This is a genomic window from Streptomyces sp. NBC_01116, from assembly GCF_041435495.1.
GTDB lineage: Bacteria > Actinomycetota > Actinomycetes > Streptomycetales > Streptomycetaceae > Streptomyces.
On sequence record NZ_CP108644.1, the window covers coordinates 8012975 to 8031098 of the forward strand.

The 18124-nt window shown below is 72.1% G+C and carries 16 protein-coding genes; 12 read left to right on the forward strand and 4 right to left on the reverse strand.

Going from position 1 to position 18124, the window contains the following annotated elements; genetic code table 11:
* Window positions 1–6 precede the first annotated feature (6 nt).
* Window positions 7–639: a hypothetical protein gene (locus OG245_RS35070; RefSeq protein ID WP_371627366.1), complete on the forward strand. Its 633-nt coding sequence runs from the start codon at window positions 7–9 to the stop codon at window positions 637–639.
* A gap of 79 nt (window positions 640–718) precedes the next feature.
* On the opposite strand, the gene OG245_RS35075 is transcribed toward OG245_RS35070, so the two are convergent.
* From OG245_RS35075 to OG245_RS35090, 4 genes are all read right to left on the reverse strand, one after another.
* On the reverse strand, window positions 719–1333 hold the full coding sequence (locus tag OG245_RS35075; RefSeq protein WP_371627367.1) for a YdeI family protein: 615 nt from the start codon (window positions 1331–1333) through the stop codon (window positions 719–721).
* A gap of 248 nt (window positions 1334–1581) precedes the next feature.
* Window positions 1582–3582: an ABC transporter ATP-binding protein gene (locus OG245_RS35080; protein ID WP_371627368.1), complete on the reverse strand. Its 2001-nt coding sequence runs from the start codon at window positions 3580–3582 to the stop codon at window positions 1582–1584.
* Window positions 3583–4051: 469 nt separating this feature from the next.
* On the reverse strand, window positions 4052–5440 hold the full coding sequence (locus tag OG245_RS35085; RefSeq protein WP_371627369.1) for a hypothetical protein: 1389 nt from the start codon (window positions 5438–5440) through the stop codon (window positions 4052–4054).
* Between the two features lie 83 nt (window positions 5441–5523).
* Window positions 5524–6825 (reverse strand): MFS transporter, encoded by a 1302-nt coding sequence (locus OG245_RS35090; protein ID WP_371627370.1) that lies wholly within the window; start codon window positions 6823–6825, stop codon window positions 5524–5526.
* A gap of 751 nt (window positions 6826–7576) precedes the next feature.
* Between OG245_RS35090 and OG245_RS35095 the strand changes: the two genes are divergently transcribed.
* The 11 genes from OG245_RS35095 (at window position 7577) to OG245_RS35145 (ending at window position 18062) form a co-directional block, all read left to right on the forward strand.
* Window positions 7577–8506, forward strand: coding sequence for an acetaldehyde dehydrogenase (acetylating) (locus OG245_RS35095; RefSeq protein WP_371627371.1), 930 nt, complete (start codon window positions 7577–7579; stop codon window positions 8504–8506).
* Window positions 8503–9516: a 4-hydroxy-2-oxovalerate aldolase gene (gene dmpG / locus OG245_RS35100; RefSeq protein WP_371627372.1), complete on the forward strand. Its 1014-nt coding sequence runs from the start codon at window positions 8503–8505 to the stop codon at window positions 9514–9516. The genes OG245_RS35095 and dmpG overlap by 4 nt, the downstream gene beginning before the upstream one ends.
* A gap of 39 nt (window positions 9517–9555) precedes the next feature.
* Window positions 9556–10425 carry a cupin-like domain-containing protein gene (locus OG245_RS35105; RefSeq protein WP_371627373.1) on the forward strand — a complete coding sequence of 290 codons (870 nt, stop codon included), beginning with the start codon at window positions 9556–9558 and terminating at the stop codon, window positions 10423–10425.
* On the forward strand, window positions 10422–11675 hold the full coding sequence (locus tag OG245_RS35110; protein ID WP_371627374.1) for an aminotransferase class I/II-fold pyridoxal phosphate-dependent enzyme: 1254 nt from the start codon (window positions 10422–10424) through the stop codon (window positions 11673–11675). Before OG245_RS35105 ends, OG245_RS35110 begins: the two co-directional genes overlap by 4 nt.
* Window positions 11672–12544, forward strand: coding sequence for a CoA ester lyase (locus OG245_RS35115; RefSeq protein WP_371627375.1), 873 nt, complete (start codon window positions 11672–11674; stop codon window positions 12542–12544). Before OG245_RS35110 ends, OG245_RS35115 begins: the two co-directional genes overlap by 4 nt.
* On the forward strand, window positions 12541–13566 hold the full coding sequence (locus OG245_RS35120) for an ornithine cyclodeaminase family protein (protein ID WP_371627376.1): 1026 nt from the start codon (window positions 12541–12543) through the stop codon (window positions 13564–13566). Before OG245_RS35115 ends, OG245_RS35120 begins: the two co-directional genes overlap by 4 nt.
* The gene (locus OG245_RS35125; protein ID WP_371627377.1) at window positions 13553–14911 is read left to right on the forward strand and encodes a hypothetical protein; all 1359 of its coding nucleotides are present in this window, start codon (window positions 13553–13555) and stop codon (window positions 14909–14911) included. The genes OG245_RS35120 and OG245_RS35125 overlap by 14 nt, the downstream gene beginning before the upstream one ends.
* Window positions 14912–14998: 87 nt before the next feature.
* Window positions 14999–15577 (forward strand): MaoC family dehydratase, encoded by a 579-nt coding sequence (locus OG245_RS35130; protein ID WP_371627378.1) that lies wholly within the window; start codon window positions 14999–15001, stop codon window positions 15575–15577.
* A gap of 91 nt (window positions 15578–15668) precedes the next feature.
* Window positions 15669–16118: a nuclear transport factor 2 family protein gene (locus tag OG245_RS35135; RefSeq protein WP_371627379.1), complete on the forward strand. Its 450-nt coding sequence runs from the start codon at window positions 15669–15671 to the stop codon at window positions 16116–16118.
* Window positions 16115–17320: an MFS transporter gene (locus OG245_RS35140; RefSeq protein ID WP_371627380.1), complete on the forward strand. Its 1206-nt coding sequence runs from the start codon at window positions 16115–16117 to the stop codon at window positions 17318–17320. The genes OG245_RS35135 and OG245_RS35140 overlap by 4 nt, the downstream gene beginning before the upstream one ends.
* A gap of 76 nt (window positions 17321–17396) precedes the next feature.
* Complete coding sequence (locus tag OG245_RS35145) at window positions 17397–18062, forward strand: TOPRIM nucleotidyl transferase/hydrolase domain-containing protein (protein ID WP_371627381.1); 666 nt, start codon at window positions 17397–17399, stop codon at window positions 18060–18062.
* Window positions 18063–18124 lie beyond the last annotated feature (62 nt).

Genomic DNA, 18124 nt, shown 5'->3' on the forward strand with positions numbered 1-18124 from the left:
TGGGCCATGAGCCACGACTACGCGGCCATCATCAGCACGCTGATCGTCGCGCTTCTCACGATCGGCACGGTCCAGCTCGTGTCTCTCCTCAAACGGTGGAGCGTGCTGATGCGCGGCTTCTACCAGGAGGGATACGAGGCCCGGCACAGGATCACCGAGGCCCTGAAGGCGGGACGGAGCCCGGACCCGGAGGACTTCGAGAAGCTGAACGTCGTTCGGCCCGTGCGGTGGATGCTCCGCGTGGCCATGACCGGCGCACCCTACGTCGCCGCCGCCGTCTGGGCCGCCGCGTGCGTGGTGCTGCTCGATGTCCAGATCAACGTTCTGCGCTGGGCCGGTACGCACGAGCCGGGCATCGATCCGGAGCTGGCCAGGAAGGCCTTCAGGACGGTCATGGTGTGCGGATCGCTCATGGCTGCCGAAGGTCTGATCAGAGCTTGTGTCATCGGGTTCGGGTTCGTCGTGCGCGGACACCGGGAACACCGAGCGGTGTTCACCGCGGCTGAACGCCATGCCTTCTTCCGGAGCGTTCACGAGTACCGGCAGACCTCCCGAGCCGGCCGAAGGGCACAGGGCGACCCGGAACCGTCCGCCCGGGCCGCCGCCGAGCAGACCGGCGGAGACCTTCACGCCCCTTGAAGCGGAGGGGACGAGACCGCCGCCGCGTGGACGACTTCCGCTGGACCGTACGAGTTCGTCCGGTCCGGTGGGTGCCCGGTCACGACGTCGGCGGGGCCGCCGGCCTGGCCCGCTGCGGGTGGAGCGTCTCGTGCCGGCTCAGCATCGCCACGTACTCGGCGATCTTCCGGGCACGCGTCTCGGCCCGCTTGACGGCATTGACCCGGTTGATCAGGGCGAAGCGGTTGGTCCTGGTGAGCACCTCGAACATCGCCTGCGCCGCCGGGTCGGCGGCGATCGCCGCCAGCAGGTCGGCCGGCACCTCCGCTTCCGATGACGGCGCATAGGCGGCCGACCACCGTCCGTCGGCCTTCGCGGCGTCCACCGCGGCGCGGCCGGCGGGCATCATCAGGCCGGCCGCCTCCAATCGGGCCACGTTGGCGACGTTCCGCCGGGACCAGACGCTACGGGCCCGGCGCGGGGTGAACCGCCTCCAGGAACTCTCCTCGTCGCGCTTGCGGGCCTGTCCGTCGATCCAGCCGAAGCACAGCGCCTCGTCGACCGCCTGCTGCCAGGTCAGCGTGGTGACAGAGCCGCCCTTCCTGGTCAGGGCGAGCCACACGCCCGGAGAGGCGGTGTGGTTGTCCAGCAGCCACGCGCGCAGCGCCGCGCCGTCAGCAACGATCAACTCATCCAGCTCGGTTGCGGTCACCACCGCAGACTAATGCCGCAGCCTGGTGTTACGACCTGCCGGGGTATGTCGTCGAGCCGGGGCTTCGGCATCGGCGCGGCTCGCCCTCACCACGCGGTGCTCGCCCTCACCACGCGGTGCTCGTCGTCCGCCCGGATGCACGGAAGGCGTCCTGCCGACGGGGCTTACGCGCGCCGGGCTTCTCAGACGGGCTCCGCCAACCAGGCGTGCCGCTCACGGCCGCCGGTGAGCGGCACGCCGGGGGATCCGGCTCAGGTGGCTGCCGTCCCCTCGGTCCGGACGCCGGTGCCGCTCGCGCCCGGCTGGCCCGGCACGGTCGGCGTACGGAACTGCCTGGCCTGCAGCTCGTACGCGTCCCGGAACGCGCCGGTCCCGGTGGCCGGGTCCATGAGCTCCGCGAAGGTGCCGTGCTCGACGACGCGGCCCTCGTCCAGGACGTAGATGCGGTCGGCCTCACGGACACTGTGCAGACGGTGGGTGATCAGCACGGTGGTCTGACCCGCTTCGGCCAGCCGGTGGATCTGGTCGAAGACCCGCTGCTCGGCGGCCGGATCGAGAGCGCTGGTCGGCTCGTCGACGATCAGCACCCGCCCCTGCCGGTGACGGGCGCGGGCCAGGCCCACCTTCTGCCACTGCCCGCCGGAGATCTCCTGGCCGCCCCTGTATCCGCGCGCGAGCAGAGTGTCCAGCCCCCGGGGCAGGCCCTCGACGACCTCGTCGGCCCCGGCGTACGCGGCGGCCGGGGCGATGGCCGCGTCGTCCATGGGCGCGGCGGGCCGCCCGGCACCGATGTTCACACGGGCGGTGAAGGGCCACCGGTAGAAGTCCTGGGCGACCATCGCCACCCGGTCGAAGACCTGGGCGCGATCGGCCTCGGCCGTGCTCACCCCGCCCCACAGGACCTCCCCGCCGTCCGGGAGCCGCAGCCCGCACAACAGCTTGACCAGCGTCGACTTGCCCGATCCGTTGCGGCCCACCAGGGCCACCGTCCGCCCGCGCGGAATGACCAGATCCACCTCGTGCAGCGAGGGGGCACCGGCGCCGGGGTAGGTGAAGGTGACCTTCTCGAAACGGATCTCCCCGATCTCCTCCGGAAGGGCCCGCCCTCCTGTCGGGATGGCGCGCCGCGCCGCCTCGTCGCACAGCGTTTCCAGGTCGGCGACGAACAGGGCCTCGCCCTGGACGTCGGTGACGCGCACCACGAGATCGGTGATGCTCGCCGATCCCGTGCGGATCGCCAGCACCGCCGTGCCGGCGACGGCGAGGGCCATCTGTCCCTGCCACAGCAGCAGCCCCAGCACCCCGTACGTCATCAGTGTCGCCACCCCGGCGGCGGCGTCGGATCCGAGGGTGATGCGCACCCCGATCCTCGCCAGCCGGGTCTGCTCCCGCTCGCTGGTCCGGGCCATGCCCCGGAAGTGTTTCAGCAGGAAAGGCCCGACGTCGTGGACACGTACCTCACCGGCCGCCTGCTGGTCGATCAGCAGGCGGCTGATCAGCTGCGAGGCGCGCACGTGCTGCACGAACCGGTGCCAGCTCACATACCGGTGCCGCGCCATCGTCAGCGCGCTCCACGCCCGGGGCGCCGCCATCGCGGCCAGCAGCGGCAGCAACGCCCAGTGCAGCACGGCCAGCACCCCACCGGCGGCGACCAGCGAGATCGCCGCGGTGACCACCGCCGCGCAGTACACCAGCATCCTCCGCGCCGCGTCCGCGCCGTACTGCGCGGAGTCCATCAGCCGGTGGAACGCGTCGTCCTCGACCGCCTCCAGCTCCACCCGCGCCACCAGCGCCAGATACCGCTCGGTCGCCACCCGCTGGGTCTTCGGCTCCAGGATCCCGGTGGCCGCGGCCGACGCCGAGGCCAGAACCGCCCCGATCACCGCGAGCAGCCCCACCACGATCATCGACGGCAGCGCCGACCGCAGCCGCTCCTCGATGACTCCAGGAGCCAGCAGTTCGACCAGCAGAGCGTTCACCATCACCAAGGAAGCCGCCTGCGCGAGGCCCCGCCCGACCTCGGCGGCCGCGACGGCGTACAGCGCCCGCCGGTCGGCCTGATGGGCGAGCCGGATCGCCACAGCGACCTGCCGGGGCAGGGAAAGCGCCATCGTCCTCAGGCTGAGCTTCAGCCAGGCGTCGTGGTGCCGGCTCCACCCCGTGTCGTAGGCGAGCTCGCCGCCGAACAGCAGTGTCTCGGAAGCCGATACGCGCGCGTCGGACGGTGTGCCGCCCGAGGGTGCGCCGGTCATGAGCGCTCCCTGGCATCCGGTCGTGCCGGGGCGCCCGTGACGGTGTCCGGGCAGGGGCGGGCCGCGCCGCGGCCGGTCGGCCGTCCGGAGCGGAGAGGCCGTCCGGAGCGGAGAGGCCGTCCGGAGCGGAGGCGCTGGGCGGGTGCGGTGAGCCGAGGGGCGGGCACAGGATGCATGGTGTCCTCCAGCGAGATCGTTCGGGAGGTTTCGCGAGGTTCGAGACGGTCGAGAGGTTCGAGAGGTTTCGCGAGTTGAGGCAGTGCTGAGTGTGCGTTGCCGGGCTCAACGAGCCGCCCACGCTTTTCGAACACACGTTTTTGAGACGGAGTCGGATTCCGGCGTCCCAAGGGTGACGCGTGAGTGCCGGATACATCGACCCCGCCTGGCCAAGGCCGGTGATCTGAAGAGCAGTTGGCTGAAACGCGATGCCCGTCGCGCTGGAGGAAGTGCGTCTTCGGGACGCGTGGGATCAGCGGTCGCCGCCGTGGAAGACGCAGCCGACCGTCGCGCCGCTGCCCATGCTGACCACCCCCACCGCCGGATCGGCGCTCCCGCGTACGAAGCCTCCCGCGTAGCCGTCGTCCCCGGCGCCGCGTGCGCCCAGGTAGACGCCCCAATTGAGGAAGAGTTCCCGCATGCCGCCGGCGCCGTCGGGAAACGGCTCCGCGGTGGGACGTACACGGCGCTGGAGCACGAACGGGGCGTTCATCGCCGAGGCGACCCTGCTTTCCCACTCGGCCGGGCCCACCTTCCAGCCGGCGATGATTCCGTTGCCGCCGTGCAGCAGCGTCGGTTTCAGGATCAGCTCGTGCTGGTGACCCAGGGCGTGGGCGAGCAGGTCGACCCGGGAACCGCCGGGATCCGTCGCGTGTGGGCGCACGTACCGCGTCCACGGCAGGATCCGGTCCAGGCAGGCCAGTTCGGCGGCGTCGTACCGGTCGCGGTACTGCTCGTCGGAGAGCATCGCCAGGGTGCCCTTGTTGCCGTACAGCTCGGCGTCCAGCCGGCTGAACAGGCCCAGCCTGCCCTGCTCGACCGCGGTCAGCAGCGGCTCCAGCTGGGCCGCCGCGGTGGGATCGGTGAGGTCTTCGGGCAGGAAGTACCGGAAGACGACGTCCACGGTCCGGCCCGAGGCCGTCGGGCGGCCGTTCGGGTACGTGATCCCGCCGAGGTCGCAGGCGATCCCCTCGACCCCGTGGTCGGCCAGCTTCTCGGCGAACACCCGCAGCCGCGGTCCCACGACGGCGAAGTTCTCCACCGTGTCCACCACGGCGACGACGGGTGCCCGGTCGGTGGGGATGTTCGCGGCGCACTCGGCGTACATGGTCCGCACCATGTGGCCCAGCGTGTCCTCGTAGCGGAGCCCGTGCCGCCGTACGAACTCGGCGAGCGGTGGATAGGCCAGCATCGCCCGGTTGATGTCCGCGTTCTCGAAGCCGCCGAGCGCGCTGGTCACATTGAATTCGAGAAGCCTGAACCCCGTACCGTCGTGGTAGAGGTCGGCGCGCCCCAGCGGGAGGAGCGACCCGGTCCGGGCGCTCCGCGTGATCAGCGCCGCTTGCGGAGGATTCAGGCCGACCGCCGAGGCCAGCGCGGTGATGCTGCCGCCGAACCGCCGCTCCGGCAGCGAGCGCAGCAGCCCGTAGACGGTGTGGAGGTCTCCCACGAGGGTGCGCAGCTCGCTCTCGCCGAGGAAGGCGGGGCCGTTCAGGAACCGGTCCTGGTACGCCAGCCTCAGCGTGGCGGACTCCAGGGCGGCGGCGGTGGGGCGGCCCGGCGACGCGTTCCGCGCGAGCTGCTCCCCGTACGCGTGGCCCAACCGCGACCTGGGCGACGTGGGCGGACTCGTGGTCGTCATGGGGCGTCCCTTTCCCGGAGCGGGCCGTGCGGTCGGTACGGTGCCGCGGCCGACGCGGTGCGGCGTGTGCGTGCGGTGTCCGCTCAGTCCGTCTGCGTTTCCGCTTCCGTCTGCGTCTGCGTCTGCGTCTGCGCCGTGCCCGGAGCCGGCTCCGCGCGGGTGATCCACCGTCGGCGGGCGCCGACGAGGAGCCCCATCGCGACCACCGCCATGACGACCGCGCCGGCGCCGAACACGGCACGGGTGCCGACCGCGGCGGCGACGACGCCGCCGGCCGCCGCACCGACGGGCAGTCCGCCCCAGGCCACGAGCCGGTACACGCTGTTCGCCCGCCCGAGCAGGTGCTGCGGCACCAGGGTCTGCCGCAGGACGACCACGACGACGTTCCACGTCACCGTCCCGCACGCGAAGATCGCCAGGGCGACCCCGGCCGCGTACACCGAGGGCACGGCGGCGAGCACCGTCTCGCTCGTGGTGATCAGGACGGCGGTGGCGACCAGCGCTCCCTCCCGGCCGAGACGTTCCGTCAGCGCGGGTGCGAAGCGGGAGGCGAGGACGGCTCCCACCGCCTGGCAGGCGAGCAGGACGCCGTAGCCGAACGGACCCAGGCCGAGTTCCTTCCCGCTGTGCACCACGAGGACCGCGAGCATCGCGCTGCCGGCGAGGTTGATCAGACAGGACACCAGGGCGAGGCTGCGCAGCAGGTGATGCGAGAACAGCCATCTGGCGCCGGCCAGCATCTCCGACAGCACACCGGAGCCGTCCGGTCCACGCTTGACGGGCCGGGTGCGGCGGATGCGGCTGATCAGGACGGCGGAACACAGGAAGGTGGCCGCGTCCACACCGAAGGGCAGGGCCGTCGCCACACCGAACATCAGCGCGCCGACGAGCGGGCCGATGAAGCCGGTGCCGGCCTCCTGCGCGGCCATGATGCGGGCGTTGGCGGTGGAGAGGCCGGCCTGCGGGGTGATGAACGGAACGAGTACCTGCGCCGCGTTGCGGCAGAGGACCTCGCCGACGCCGAGCAGGAACATGCAGACGTAGAGCAGCGGCAATCCGCCCCAGCCACCGAGGATTCCGGCGGTGAGCACGGCCAGCAGGACGGCCCGGCCGACGTCGACGCGCACCATCATCGCCCGGATGTCGACGCGGTCCACCAGCAGCCCCGCCGGGATGCCGAACAGCAGGAACGGCGCGGTGAAGGCGACCGAGGCCGCGCCGATCAGACGGGGGTCGTCGGTCAGGCGGGTGGCGAGCAGGGGTGCGGCGGCGATCGTGGCCCCGTCGCCGAGCGAGGAGACCGCGGCGGACCACCACAGCCGGGAGAAGTCACGTCCCAGCACGGGCCGTTGCGCGTCGGCCCTGTCGGTCGTCGACGAGGTCATGAAAGCGCGCGGCAGTGTGACCGGCGGTACATTGCCTCCCCCTTCGATGTGGCTGCCCCGCCGTCGACGCCCCACCGGCCCGTCGGTCGCCGGGACCCGCACAGCGGGCGCACGGGGATCCCGAGCCTAGTCGGCGCCCACGGCGGCGTCGAGAGGAAGATCGGGTCCGGCGGGAAAGGCGCGCGACCGCGGCTCCCGTGCCCGGGGCGAAGCCGCCGAGCACCTCCCGGGAAGATCAACCCGCTGACGAATGAGGGGGGTTGTGTCCTGCGGTCTTCTGATATGTTCACCGCCGCTGGGCGGGTGAATCGGCGGCCGGCGACGTGCGTGCAGGGGAGGACATGCCGTCAACGGGGCTTCAACACACAGCGTCAGGCCTCCGGTTCGTGCTCAGGGCCGCTTGTTTCGGCGCGATCACCTGCGGCTGGTGATTCCTCGTCCTCCAAGCACCCGACCGCGTTTCGCCTCACCGAACACCTCTCGCCTCTCGGCGGCCGACCGGCACCGACGTCCGCACGGGAGGCACCGTGCCCGACCGCTTCGGCGCGGGGTCCGCAACGGACGGGCACCCCGGTGAGGCACCTGGCCGTACGCGGACCGTGGCTGCCACGGAGCAGCCGCGCGCAGATGGAAAGGTGGGAACAACGTTCATGAGAACCTACGAACCCGGTGCGTCGAGACGGACGACCGGCGCCCGCTGCCGCCTCTCACGTCATCCGCTGATCCACACCCTCCTCCTCGGAGGCCGGCGTTGAGTCTCGTGGCGGGCCGGAGGAACGCCCGTCCGGGCGTCGTCGGGACGGTGACGGTCGCCGTCATCGGCACGGGCGCGATCGGGCGGGATCTGGTCGGCAAGATCGACCGGTCGCCCACCCTGGACTGCCGACTGGTGGCCGGGCGCAATCCGGACTCGGCGGGCCTGCGGTACGCCGCAAGCCTCGGCTGCGCCACCACCGCCGCCGGCATCGAGGCCGTACTGGCGGCGGCGAGCCCGTTCGACGTCGTCTTCGACGCCACCAGCGCCGCGTCCCACCGGGACCACTGGCCGCTGCTGGAGCCGCTCGGAACGCTGGTGATCGACCTGACCCCCAGCAAGGTGGGGCAGATGGTGGCGCCCACCGTGACCGGGGTCGCGGCCGAGTCCGCGCGCAACGTCAATCTGATCAGCTGCGGCGGCCAAGCGGCCGTTCCGGTCGCGCACGCGCTCGCGGCCCGTTTCCCGGTGACGTACCTGGAGGTCGTGTCGACCGTGGCGAGTGACGTGGCCGGCCGTGCGACCAGGCTGAACCTCGACGAGTACGTGACGGCCACCGGCCACGCCGTGACGACGTTCTCCGGTGTGAGCGACGTCAAGGTGATCCTCAACATCAGCCCCGCGGTACCGCCGGCCACCTTCCGGACCGTCATCCACGCCCGGGTGCCCGACGCCGATCCGACGGCGGTGCGCGCGGTGGTCGACCGGGCGGCCGAACAGGTGCGGTCCTTCGCTCCCGGGTACGAGGTCGTCGCCTGCACCGCGGCCGGGGACCTGGTGACGATCGTCCTCAAGGTCACGGCCCACAGCGACGTCCTGCCCCCGTACGCGGGCAACCTCGACATCATCAACGCCGCCGCCGTCCTGGTCGCCGAGCAGTACGCGGCCCGCCCGGACCGGGTGTCCCGGACGGGGGTGACGTCGTGAAGCGGGTGGTGATCCACGACCCGACGCTGCGCGACGGCCAGCACGCCGTCCGCCACCAGCTCGGCCTGACCGCCCTGCGCCGTTACGCGGAAGCGGCGGACGCGGCGCGGATCCCGGTGGTGGAGGTCGGCCACGGCAACGGTCTGGGCGCCTCCTCGTTGCAGGTGGGCCTTGCGGCGGCGACCGACGACGCGATGCTGTCGACGGTCCGCGAGGCGCTGCGCCACAGCCGGCTGGGCACCTTCATGCTGCCGGGCTGGGGCACCTCCGACGACCTGCGACGGGCGATCGCCCACGGGGTCGACGTCTTCCGCGTCGGAGTGCACGCCACCGAGGCGTCCCTCGCCGAACACCATCTGGGCTTCCTGCGGGACGCGGGCGCCGAAGCCCACTGCGTCCTGATGATGAGCCATATGGCCTCGCCGGACGAGCTGGCCGAACAGGCCGCACGGGCCGTGGGCTACGGGGCGCAGGCCGTGGGGATCATGGACTCCGCGGGGCACTTCCTCCCTCCGGACGTCACCGCGCGGATCGGGGCGATCGTCGAGGCGGTCGGCACCGTGCCGGTGATCTTCCACGGACACAACAACCTCGGTATGGCCGTCGCCAACTCGGTGGCCGCCGCCGACGCGGGCGCCCTGATCATCGACGGCTGCGCCCGCGGCTTCGGGGCCGGGGCGGGCAACACCCAACTCGAAGTGCTGGTACCGGTGCTGGAGCGGAGCGGGTTCGCCACGGGCATCGACCTGTACGCACTCCTGGACGCCGCCGACCTCGCCGAGCGCGAACTCATGCCCGCACCACCCGTGACCGCCTCGATGAGCATCGTCAGCGGCCTGGCGGGAGTGTTCTCCGGCTTCAAGCACCGGGTCGTCGAACTCTCCGCAGCCGCGGGTGTGGACCCGCGCGAAGTCTTCTTCGAACTCGGCCGGCGGCAGGCCATCGCCGGCCAGGAGGACCTGATCGTGGACGTGGTCGCGGAGTTGAGCGGCCGCGGGACCGACGGCTGACACGGTAAGAGACCCGGCGAAGAGAGGAGGACCGGCGACATGGCGGTTCCGGAAGCTGTGCCCGAGTCGGACGGGACGGCGGGTGTCGAGGTCACCCGTATGTCGTTCGACGCATTCCTGGCCCTGGGCCCTCGGGGGCTGTACAAGGCCGACCGTCCCGTGGTGATCGAGCTGCCGGCCGACGTGCAGGGGCTCGGACGGGACGAAGTGGCCGCGCGCCTGGCCGAGATGACCGTCACCCTGTTCACCGAGCCGGGCGACAAGAACCACCCGGGGCGCTGGGAGACACGCGACATCAAGCTCCGCGAGTTCTTCGCGGACGAGCAGCACCTGACCAGCACGGACACCTGGCACCGGGTGGTGTCGAACATCCGCAGCAGCCCCGCCGACGTGAACGCCGTCATCGGCTTCGACGCCGAGGAGTTCTTCGGCTACGGCGACAGCCTGTACGCGGCCAACCTGTGGATCAGCCACCGCGGTGTGTTCACCAAGAACCACTTCGACGAGTTCGAGAACTTCAACATCGCGCTGGAGGGCCGCAAACGGTTCATCATCGCCCCACCCGGCGTTCGGGCCTACTACCCGAGGTCGGTACTGCGCGGGTTCGGCGACAAGTCCAACGTGGTCGACCTCGACGACGTCGACCTGGCGCGCTACCCGAGGCTCGCGGCCAAGCTCGCCCAGCGCCGCGACTTCGTCCTCGAACCGGGCCACATGCTCTACCTGCCGCTCGGCTGGTGGCACCAGGCCGAGTCGCTGGACGAGATGAACATCAACGTCAACTTCTGGCTCAAGTCCAAGAAGATCCTCCACCGGCCGCACGTGCTCGGCGTCGCCCTGTACACGTACGCCTACCGGAGGCTCAAGGGCGTCTACAGCTACAAGCCCACCGAGGGGAACTCCCGATGAGCGAGCGCAGGACCATCACCCCCACCCACCGGTACCGCAACAACGACAAACTCATCGGGATCGGCAACACCTTCTGGAGCAAGTCCTACGAGAACGGGGTCGCGGGCATCGTCGGCGACCTGGAGGACGGCGTGTTCCACACGCCCGACGGGCATGAATTCGTCAACTTCACCGTCTGCTCCTACCTGGACCTGGACACCCACCCCAAGGTCATCGACGGTGCGGTCGCCTCGCTGCGCCGCTTCGGGGTGCTCGACCACTGCATACCGCGCACCCGCGTCCAGACACCGGTACTGCTGGAGCTGGAGGAGTCGCTGGGCGAGCTGTTCGGCGCGATGGTCATCAGCGCGATCTCCACCGCGGCGGCCAGCACCGGTCTGCTTCCGATGATCGCGTCGGGGCACCTCGGCAACGGCACCAGACCGCTGATGGTCTTCGACAGGAACGCCCATGTCTCGCTCGGCAACGCCAAACCGAGCTGCGCCGACGAGAGCGAGGTCGTGACCTGCGGCCACCACGACCTCGACTTCCTCGCGGACATGTGCCGCACCTATGAACGCGTCTGCTACGTGGTGGACGGCTCGGACAGCCTCGGCGGCTACGCGCCCGTCGAGGAGCTGGCCGAACTCCAGGAGAAGTACAACCTCCTGGTCTTCTACGACGACTCGCACTCACTGTCCGCGTACGGCGAGCGCGGCATCGGCTACGTACGCACCCACTCCCCGGTGCTCGACGAGCGGACCATCACCGTGGCGACCCTGACCAAGGGGTTCGGGGCCGGAGGCACGGCGATCCTGCTCGACGGCTACCCCGAGGAGACCCGCCGGCTCATCGAACGGTTCGCGGGGCCGCTGGGCTACTCGCAGAAGATGAACGCCGCCGCGGTCGGTGCGGCACTCGCCTCGGCCGAGATCCACCGCACCGGGGAACTCACCCGGTTGCAGGCGCGCCTGCGGTCCAACATCGCGCTGTTCGACTCCCTCGTCCAGACCGAGCAGGCCGAGGCCACCTACCCGATCCGGGTGGTGCCGATGAGCGACGACACGGTCGTCGAGGCGGCCAAACAGGTCTTCGCGGCCGGGTTCTACACCTCACCGGTCTTCTTCCCGATCGTCGCACGCGGTACCGCCGGACTGCGGGTGATGCTGCGGGCCGGCCAGAGCACGGATCAGATCAAGCGGCTCTGCACCGCGTTGGTCGAGGCCGGGGCCCGCCCGGCGGGCACGATCCCCGGGGCGGTGAACCGGTGACCGGGGCGCCGAGGGCGATCCCGCGCAGCATCCTCTACACGCCGGCCCTCTCGCCGGACAAGGTGGTGAAGGCCTGGTCGTACGACGCGGACGTCCACCTGATCGACCTGGAGGACTCCGTACCGCCCGCCGACAAGCGGGCCGCCCGCACGGTCTGCCGGGCCGCGCTGGAGAAGACGCCGAGGCCGGGACAGGTCGCCGTGCGGATGAACGAGCTCGGCAGCCTCGCGGGCGTCCAGGACGTCCTGATGCTGGCCGACAGCCCGGTGCGGCCCGGCATCGTCCTGATGACGATGGTGACCTCGGCGGACGAGGTCGTCCTGCTGCGCCGGATGCTGGCGTCGGCGGGCGCCTCCCCCGAGATCTACGTGACGGTGGAGACGGCCGAGGCGGTCACCCGCATCGACCCCATCGCGCGCTCCGCCGACGGCCTGGTGCTCGGCTCGGCCGACCTCGCCGCCACACTCGGTGTCGACATCAGCTGGGAAGCCATGCTGGCCGCCCGGCAGGCGATGGCGATGGCCTGCGCCCGGTACGGCACGGCGTGCGTCGACACCGCCAACTACCGGCTCGCCGAACCGGCGGTCCTCGCCGAGGAGACCACCCGGGCCCGGGCGCTCGGCTTCCACGGCAAGGCGACGGTCCACCCGGGCGAACTCGACGTGATCAACCGCCTCCTGCGGCCCCGGCCCGACGAGCTGGGACGGGCCCGCCGCGTGGTGGAGGCCGTGACGGCGGCCGACGGCGGGATCGCCGTCCTGGAGGGCAACATGGTCGGCCCGCCGTTCGCCCGGCTGGCCCGCACCACGGTGGCGCGCGACGACGCCTGGACCAATCGGTTCGGCGGCCGCACCGGAGGAACCGCGTGAGCGCGCCCGTGATGGTCGGGGCCGCCGACATGGCCGGAACCCGGCGGATGCTCCGCGTCGTCGACGTGCTCGGCGAGATGTTCGTCGACCTGGCCGCGGGCCGCACCCGCTCCCCGGCCCGCACGGTGGTCGAGCACGGCGACCGGCGCGTCCTCCTGGTCAGCCCCGCCGTCTGGGAGCAGCGCGCGGTGGGCAGCGTCAAGGTCACCACGCTCACCCCCGACAACCCGGTACGCGGCCTGCCGCTGATCCACGGGATCGTCGCGCTCACCGACCTGGAGACCGGGCAGATCACCGCGCTCCTGGACGGCGCCGAACTCACCGCCGTCCGCACCGGCGCCGTCGCCGCACTGGCGACCCGCTGGTGCACGCCCGACGACGCCGACGACCTGGGGGTGATCGGCGCGGGGGTCCAGGCGCGCGCCCTCTTCCGGGCGGTGACGGCGGTCCGCCCGATCCGTACCGTCCGCGTCCACTCGCGCACGCGCGCCGGGGCCGAGAAGTTCGCCGACTGGATCCGCGACACCGCACCACGGCCCGTCCGCGTGACGGTCTGCGGCACCGCGAGGGAAGCCGTCACCGACGCGGCGATCATCTGCACGGCCACCTCGACCGACGACGCCACCCCCGTGGTGGAGGCGGACTGGGTGACCCCCGGGGCGCATGTGAACGTGATCGGCGGCACCCACCCGGACGCCGTCGAGCTCGCCCCCGCCCTGCTGGCCGATGCCGTGACCGTCGTCGAGGACCGGACCGCGGCACTGGACGGCGCGGGTGAGATCCGGGCCGCCTTGGCCGACGGCCTGATCAAGGCCGAGGACCTGCACGAGCTGGGCAGCCTGGTGAGCGGCGCGGTCGACGTCGCCGGCCGCACCACGGTCCTGCGCACGGTCGGCATGGCCATCGAGGACACCGCCGCCGCGGTGGCGCTGTTCGAGGAGCGCCGCACGGCCGAGCGGGGAAGCGGCGGCCCGACCGCCGTCGCGCCGACAGAGGAGGGAGTGCCGGATGGGCACGCATGAGGACCTCGGCCCGGGACAGGGGCACCCGTGGTTCGGCCGCCACCGGCTGCGGCCCGCCGCGTCGGCGGACACGATCCGCCGGATGCTGCGGCACGAGCTGCGGGACACCGGCTGGCCGTACCAGAAGGTCCTTCCCGCGGCGCCGTTGGCGATCCCGCGCGCGGCCTACGCCGAGATCTTCCGGGTGAGCGTCGCGCTGGTCGACCTGTTGCGCCGTGCCGCCCTGGAGAGCGGGCACACCACCGCCGACCGGCTGACGGCCTACCGGATGCCCGCCACCGAGGACCGGCTGTGGGTGCGCGACCCGTTCGTCGAGGAGCGGTACGCCGACTCCGTGGTCCGCCCCGATCTGGTCATCGGGCCCGACGGACCGCGGTTCCTGGAGTTCAACGTCAGCGGTGCGCTCGGCGGCGTGGTGGAGACCCAGAGCCGTCTGGCCGTGTGGCGCGGACTCCACGCCGACGAGGAGGGCCGGGCCCCGTTCCGGTCGCCGAGCCCCTTCGCCGTACGCGCCGAGATGTTCCGGTCGCTCAGCGCGGAGTCGGCGGTGGCGCCGAGGGTGGCCGTCGTCGGCAGCGCCCGGGTGACCGGCGTCGAGCGGCGGTACTTCGAGATGGAGGCCGACTACTACAACAGCCACGGCCTGACCGCACGCTTCTTCGAGCCGGAGGAGCTGCCCGAGGCGTGGGACTGCGCCCCGCATCTGCGCTATCCGGTCGGACTGCGCAACTTCACCCTTCCGGACTGGCTCGACGCGGGCCTCGACACCGCACCGGTCCAGGACGCGCTGGACCACGGCTGCCTGCTGGTGGGCACCCAGACCTCGACGTTCCTGCACAGCAAGCTCACCATGGGGCTGCTGTCGGAGGGGCGGCCCTGGATGACCGAGGGAGACCGCGGGCTCGTCGAGCGGTACCTGCCGTGGACACGGATCCTCTCGGAGCGCAGGACCGACCGCGAGGGCCGTCAGGTCGACCTGCTGCCGTTCGTGCTGAAGAACCGCGAACGGCTGGTGCTCAAGGCCGCCCTCGGGGAGAGCGGGAAACAGGTCGTCATCGGCCGCGAGGCCGGACAGGCCGCCTGGGAGTCGGCCGTCGCCGAGGCCGTCGAGGGCCGCACCAGCGTGGTGCAGGAGTTCGTGCGGCCGGAGACCTGCCGGGTCGCGCTGATCGCCGACGGGGTCGACGAGCCGTACGACGCCGATGTCGCCCCGGTGCTGGGGCCCCTGGTGTTCGGCGGCCGGCCGGCCGGGCTGTTCTGCCGGTTCTTCGGCGACGGTTCCGCCGGGATCGTCAGCGTCCGGGGCGGAACGAGCAGCTCCGACAACGTGATGGTGGCGATCTGACGGCAGCACCCCGCACGGCCTGACCCGCGTACCGGCGCGCCACTCCGCGCCGCCCCCGACCGAGTGACGTCACCGGAGAGATGCCGCATGACCCTGCGCCACGTCAAGGACAACGAGTACGCCGAGGAACACGGCGGGGACTACGAGGACTTCGAGCCGGACATGGTGATCCGGCACTGGCCGGGCCGCACCCTCTCCGAGGCCGACAACACCTGGCTGACCCTGCTGACGATGAACCAGCACCCGCTCCACTTCGACCAGCACTACGGCGCCGGCACCGAGTACGGAAAGGTCCTGGTGAACAGCGGCATCACGCTGTGCCTGGTCGGCGGGATGACCGTGCAGGCGCTGTCGGCGCGGGCGGTGGCCAACCTGGGCTGGGACAGGGTCCGGTTGAAGAGCCCCGTCTTCGTCGGCGACACCCTCTACGCGACGAGCCGCATCCTCGACAAACGGCTGTCCCGGTCCCGGCCGGGGCAGGGGATCATCACGGTGGAGACGACGGGCACGAAGTCGACGGGGGAGACCGTCATCGTCTTCGAGCGGTCCTTCATGGTCCGCTGCCGTGAGCTGCCCGGCCGGCCCGCGGGCCGAGGAGCAGGAGACGTGACCGCCACGGACGAGGGCGGCCCGTTGGACGGACGCACGGAGCCACCGGCCCCGTGAGTACCGCCCCGTGCCCGCCCGGTCCAGGGGCGGCCGTCCACCCGGCCGCCCATGAACTGCGACCCGCGCACCTCACGGTTACGCTCGGACCATGGAAGACAGCGGAGCCGGCTCCGGACCGCCGCCGGACGGCGCCGACGCCCAGGACCCCGCGGTCCGGGCCCGGCTCGTCGCCCTGGTGGAGGAGTGGTCCGCCGCGATCGTCTCGAACGACGTGCCGCGGATCGACGCCTTCATGGCCGACGAATGGGTCATCGTCTCCGAGTCCGGCATCACGGACCGCGACGCGTTCCTCGGCTACGTCGCGTCCGGCGACCTGACCCACTCGGCGATGCGCACCATCGGTCCGTCGAGGGTCCGCGTCCACCGGGACACCGCCACGGTCACCGCGCGGATGACGAACACCGCCCACTACGGTGGCCGTCGCCTCGACGCCGACGAATGGGTCACGGACGTCTTCGTCCGGCGTGACGGCCGCTGGCTGTGCGCGCTCACCCACATCACCTCCGCCGCCCCGACGGACCCTCCGCCCGACGCATGAGCCGGACGCCCGGCTCCGCCCACCGGAGGAAGCGCCTCGGCTACCCGGCCGCGGCGGTCGTCTTCGCCATCGGCATGGCGGGCACCACACTGCCCACACCGCTCTACGGCCTCTACCGGGAACGGCTCGGCTTCTCCGAACTGATGGTGACGGTGGTGTTCGCCGTCTACGCCCTGGGCGTGATCGCCACCCTGCTGCTCGCCGGGAACGTCTCCGACGAGGCCGGGCGCCGGCCCGTCCTCCTGGCCGCCCTGGTCTTCTCGGCGGCCAGCGCCCTCTGCTTCCTCTTCGAGGGCGGGCTCCCCGCCCTGTTCGCCGGACGGCTCCTCTCCGGGTTCGCCGCCGGACTGCTGAGCGGCGCGGCGACCGTCACCGTGATGGAACTGGCCCCGCCGGGGCGCGCGGCGCGGGCGGGACTGGCCGCGACCGCCGCCAACATGGGCGGCCTGGGGTGCGGCCCGCTGCTGTCCGGGCTGCTCGCCGAGTACGCCCCCTGGCCCCTGCGGCTCCCTTTCCTCGTGCACCTGGCGCTGATCGCCGTGGCCGCCGTGCTGACCTGGCTCCTCCCCGAGACGGTCGCCTGCTCCCGGGTACGGGGAGTGCGGCTGCGCCCTCAGGGACTGGCCGTCCCGCCCGCGATGCGCGGCGTGTTCGCCACCTCGGCGCTGGCCGCCTTCGCCGGGTTCTCCCTGCTGGGCCTCTTCACGGCGGTCGCCCCCGCGTTCGTGTCCGAGACGCTCGACGTGCACAACCTGGCCCTGGCGGGACTCGTCGTCTTCTCCGTCTTCCTCGCCTCGACGGCCGGGCAGGCGCTCATGGGACGGGTCGGGGAACGGCGTGCCCTGCCGGGCGGCTGTTTCGTGCTGGTCGCCGGACTCCTGCTGGTGGGAGCCTCGTTGCTGTTCGCCTCGCTTCCCCTGCTCGTCGCCGGTGCGCTGTGCGGCGGCCTCGGCCAGGGGCTCGCGTTCCGGGGCGCGGTGACGGCGATCAGCGCCGCCGCGCCGGCCGAGCACCGGGCCGCGACCGTCTCCGCCTTCTTCGTCATCGCCTACCTCGGCATCTCCCTGCCCGTGGTCGGCGTCGGCGCCCTCACCCTGGGTATCGGGCTCAGGAACGCCGGGCTGACCTTCGCCGGCTGTGTGCTGGCACTCGCACTCGGCGTCGGGCTGTACCTGGCGCGGCGCCCTCCCGTACCCCGTTGACGTACCCGGGGAAGCCCTCGGCGACGTACCGGAAAAACCTTTCCGTACCCGCGGATCACGGTGCGAGACTGGCCCCGTGGACACAGCGACGCGCTTCCGGCAGACGGTCATCACCTGGGCCGCGGGAGACGGGCACCCGCCGGCGCCCGCCGAGGCCGGGGCCGCCCGTGAACTCGCGGCCGTCCTGGGCCTGCGCACCGTGGTGCTCGTCGAGGGCGTCAGCGACCGGGCGGCCGTCGAGGCCCTCGCCGAACGTCAGGGGCGCCGCCTGAGCGCCGAGGGCGTCGTGGTCGTGCCGCTCGGGGGCGCCACCAGCATCACCCGCTTCCTGCGCCTGCTGGGGCCCGACGGGCTCGACGTCCGGCCCGCGGGCCTGTGCGACGCGGCGGAGCAGCGCTTCTTCGTCCAGGGCCTGGAGCGGACCGGCTTCGGCACCGCCCGGACCTCCGACGACCTGGCGGCGCTGGGCTTCTTCACCTGCCGCGCCGACCTGGAGGACGAGCTGATCCGGGCGCTCGGCACGGACGGCGTCCGGCAGGTCATCGACGACCAGGGGGACCTGCGCACGTTCCGGATCTTCCAACGCCAGCCCGCCCAGCGGGAGCGGACGGTCGAGGCGCAGTTGCGGCGCTTCATGGGGACCATCGGCGGCCGCAAGGAGCACTATGCGCGAGCGCTGACCCGGGCGCTGGACCTCGCGCGACCGCCGGGACCGCTGGACGGACTCCTCTCCCACATCTGACGGAGGGCGCTGCCGGCAACCCCTCCCCGGGGAAACGCCGGAGCCGCGCGGTCGACGACCGC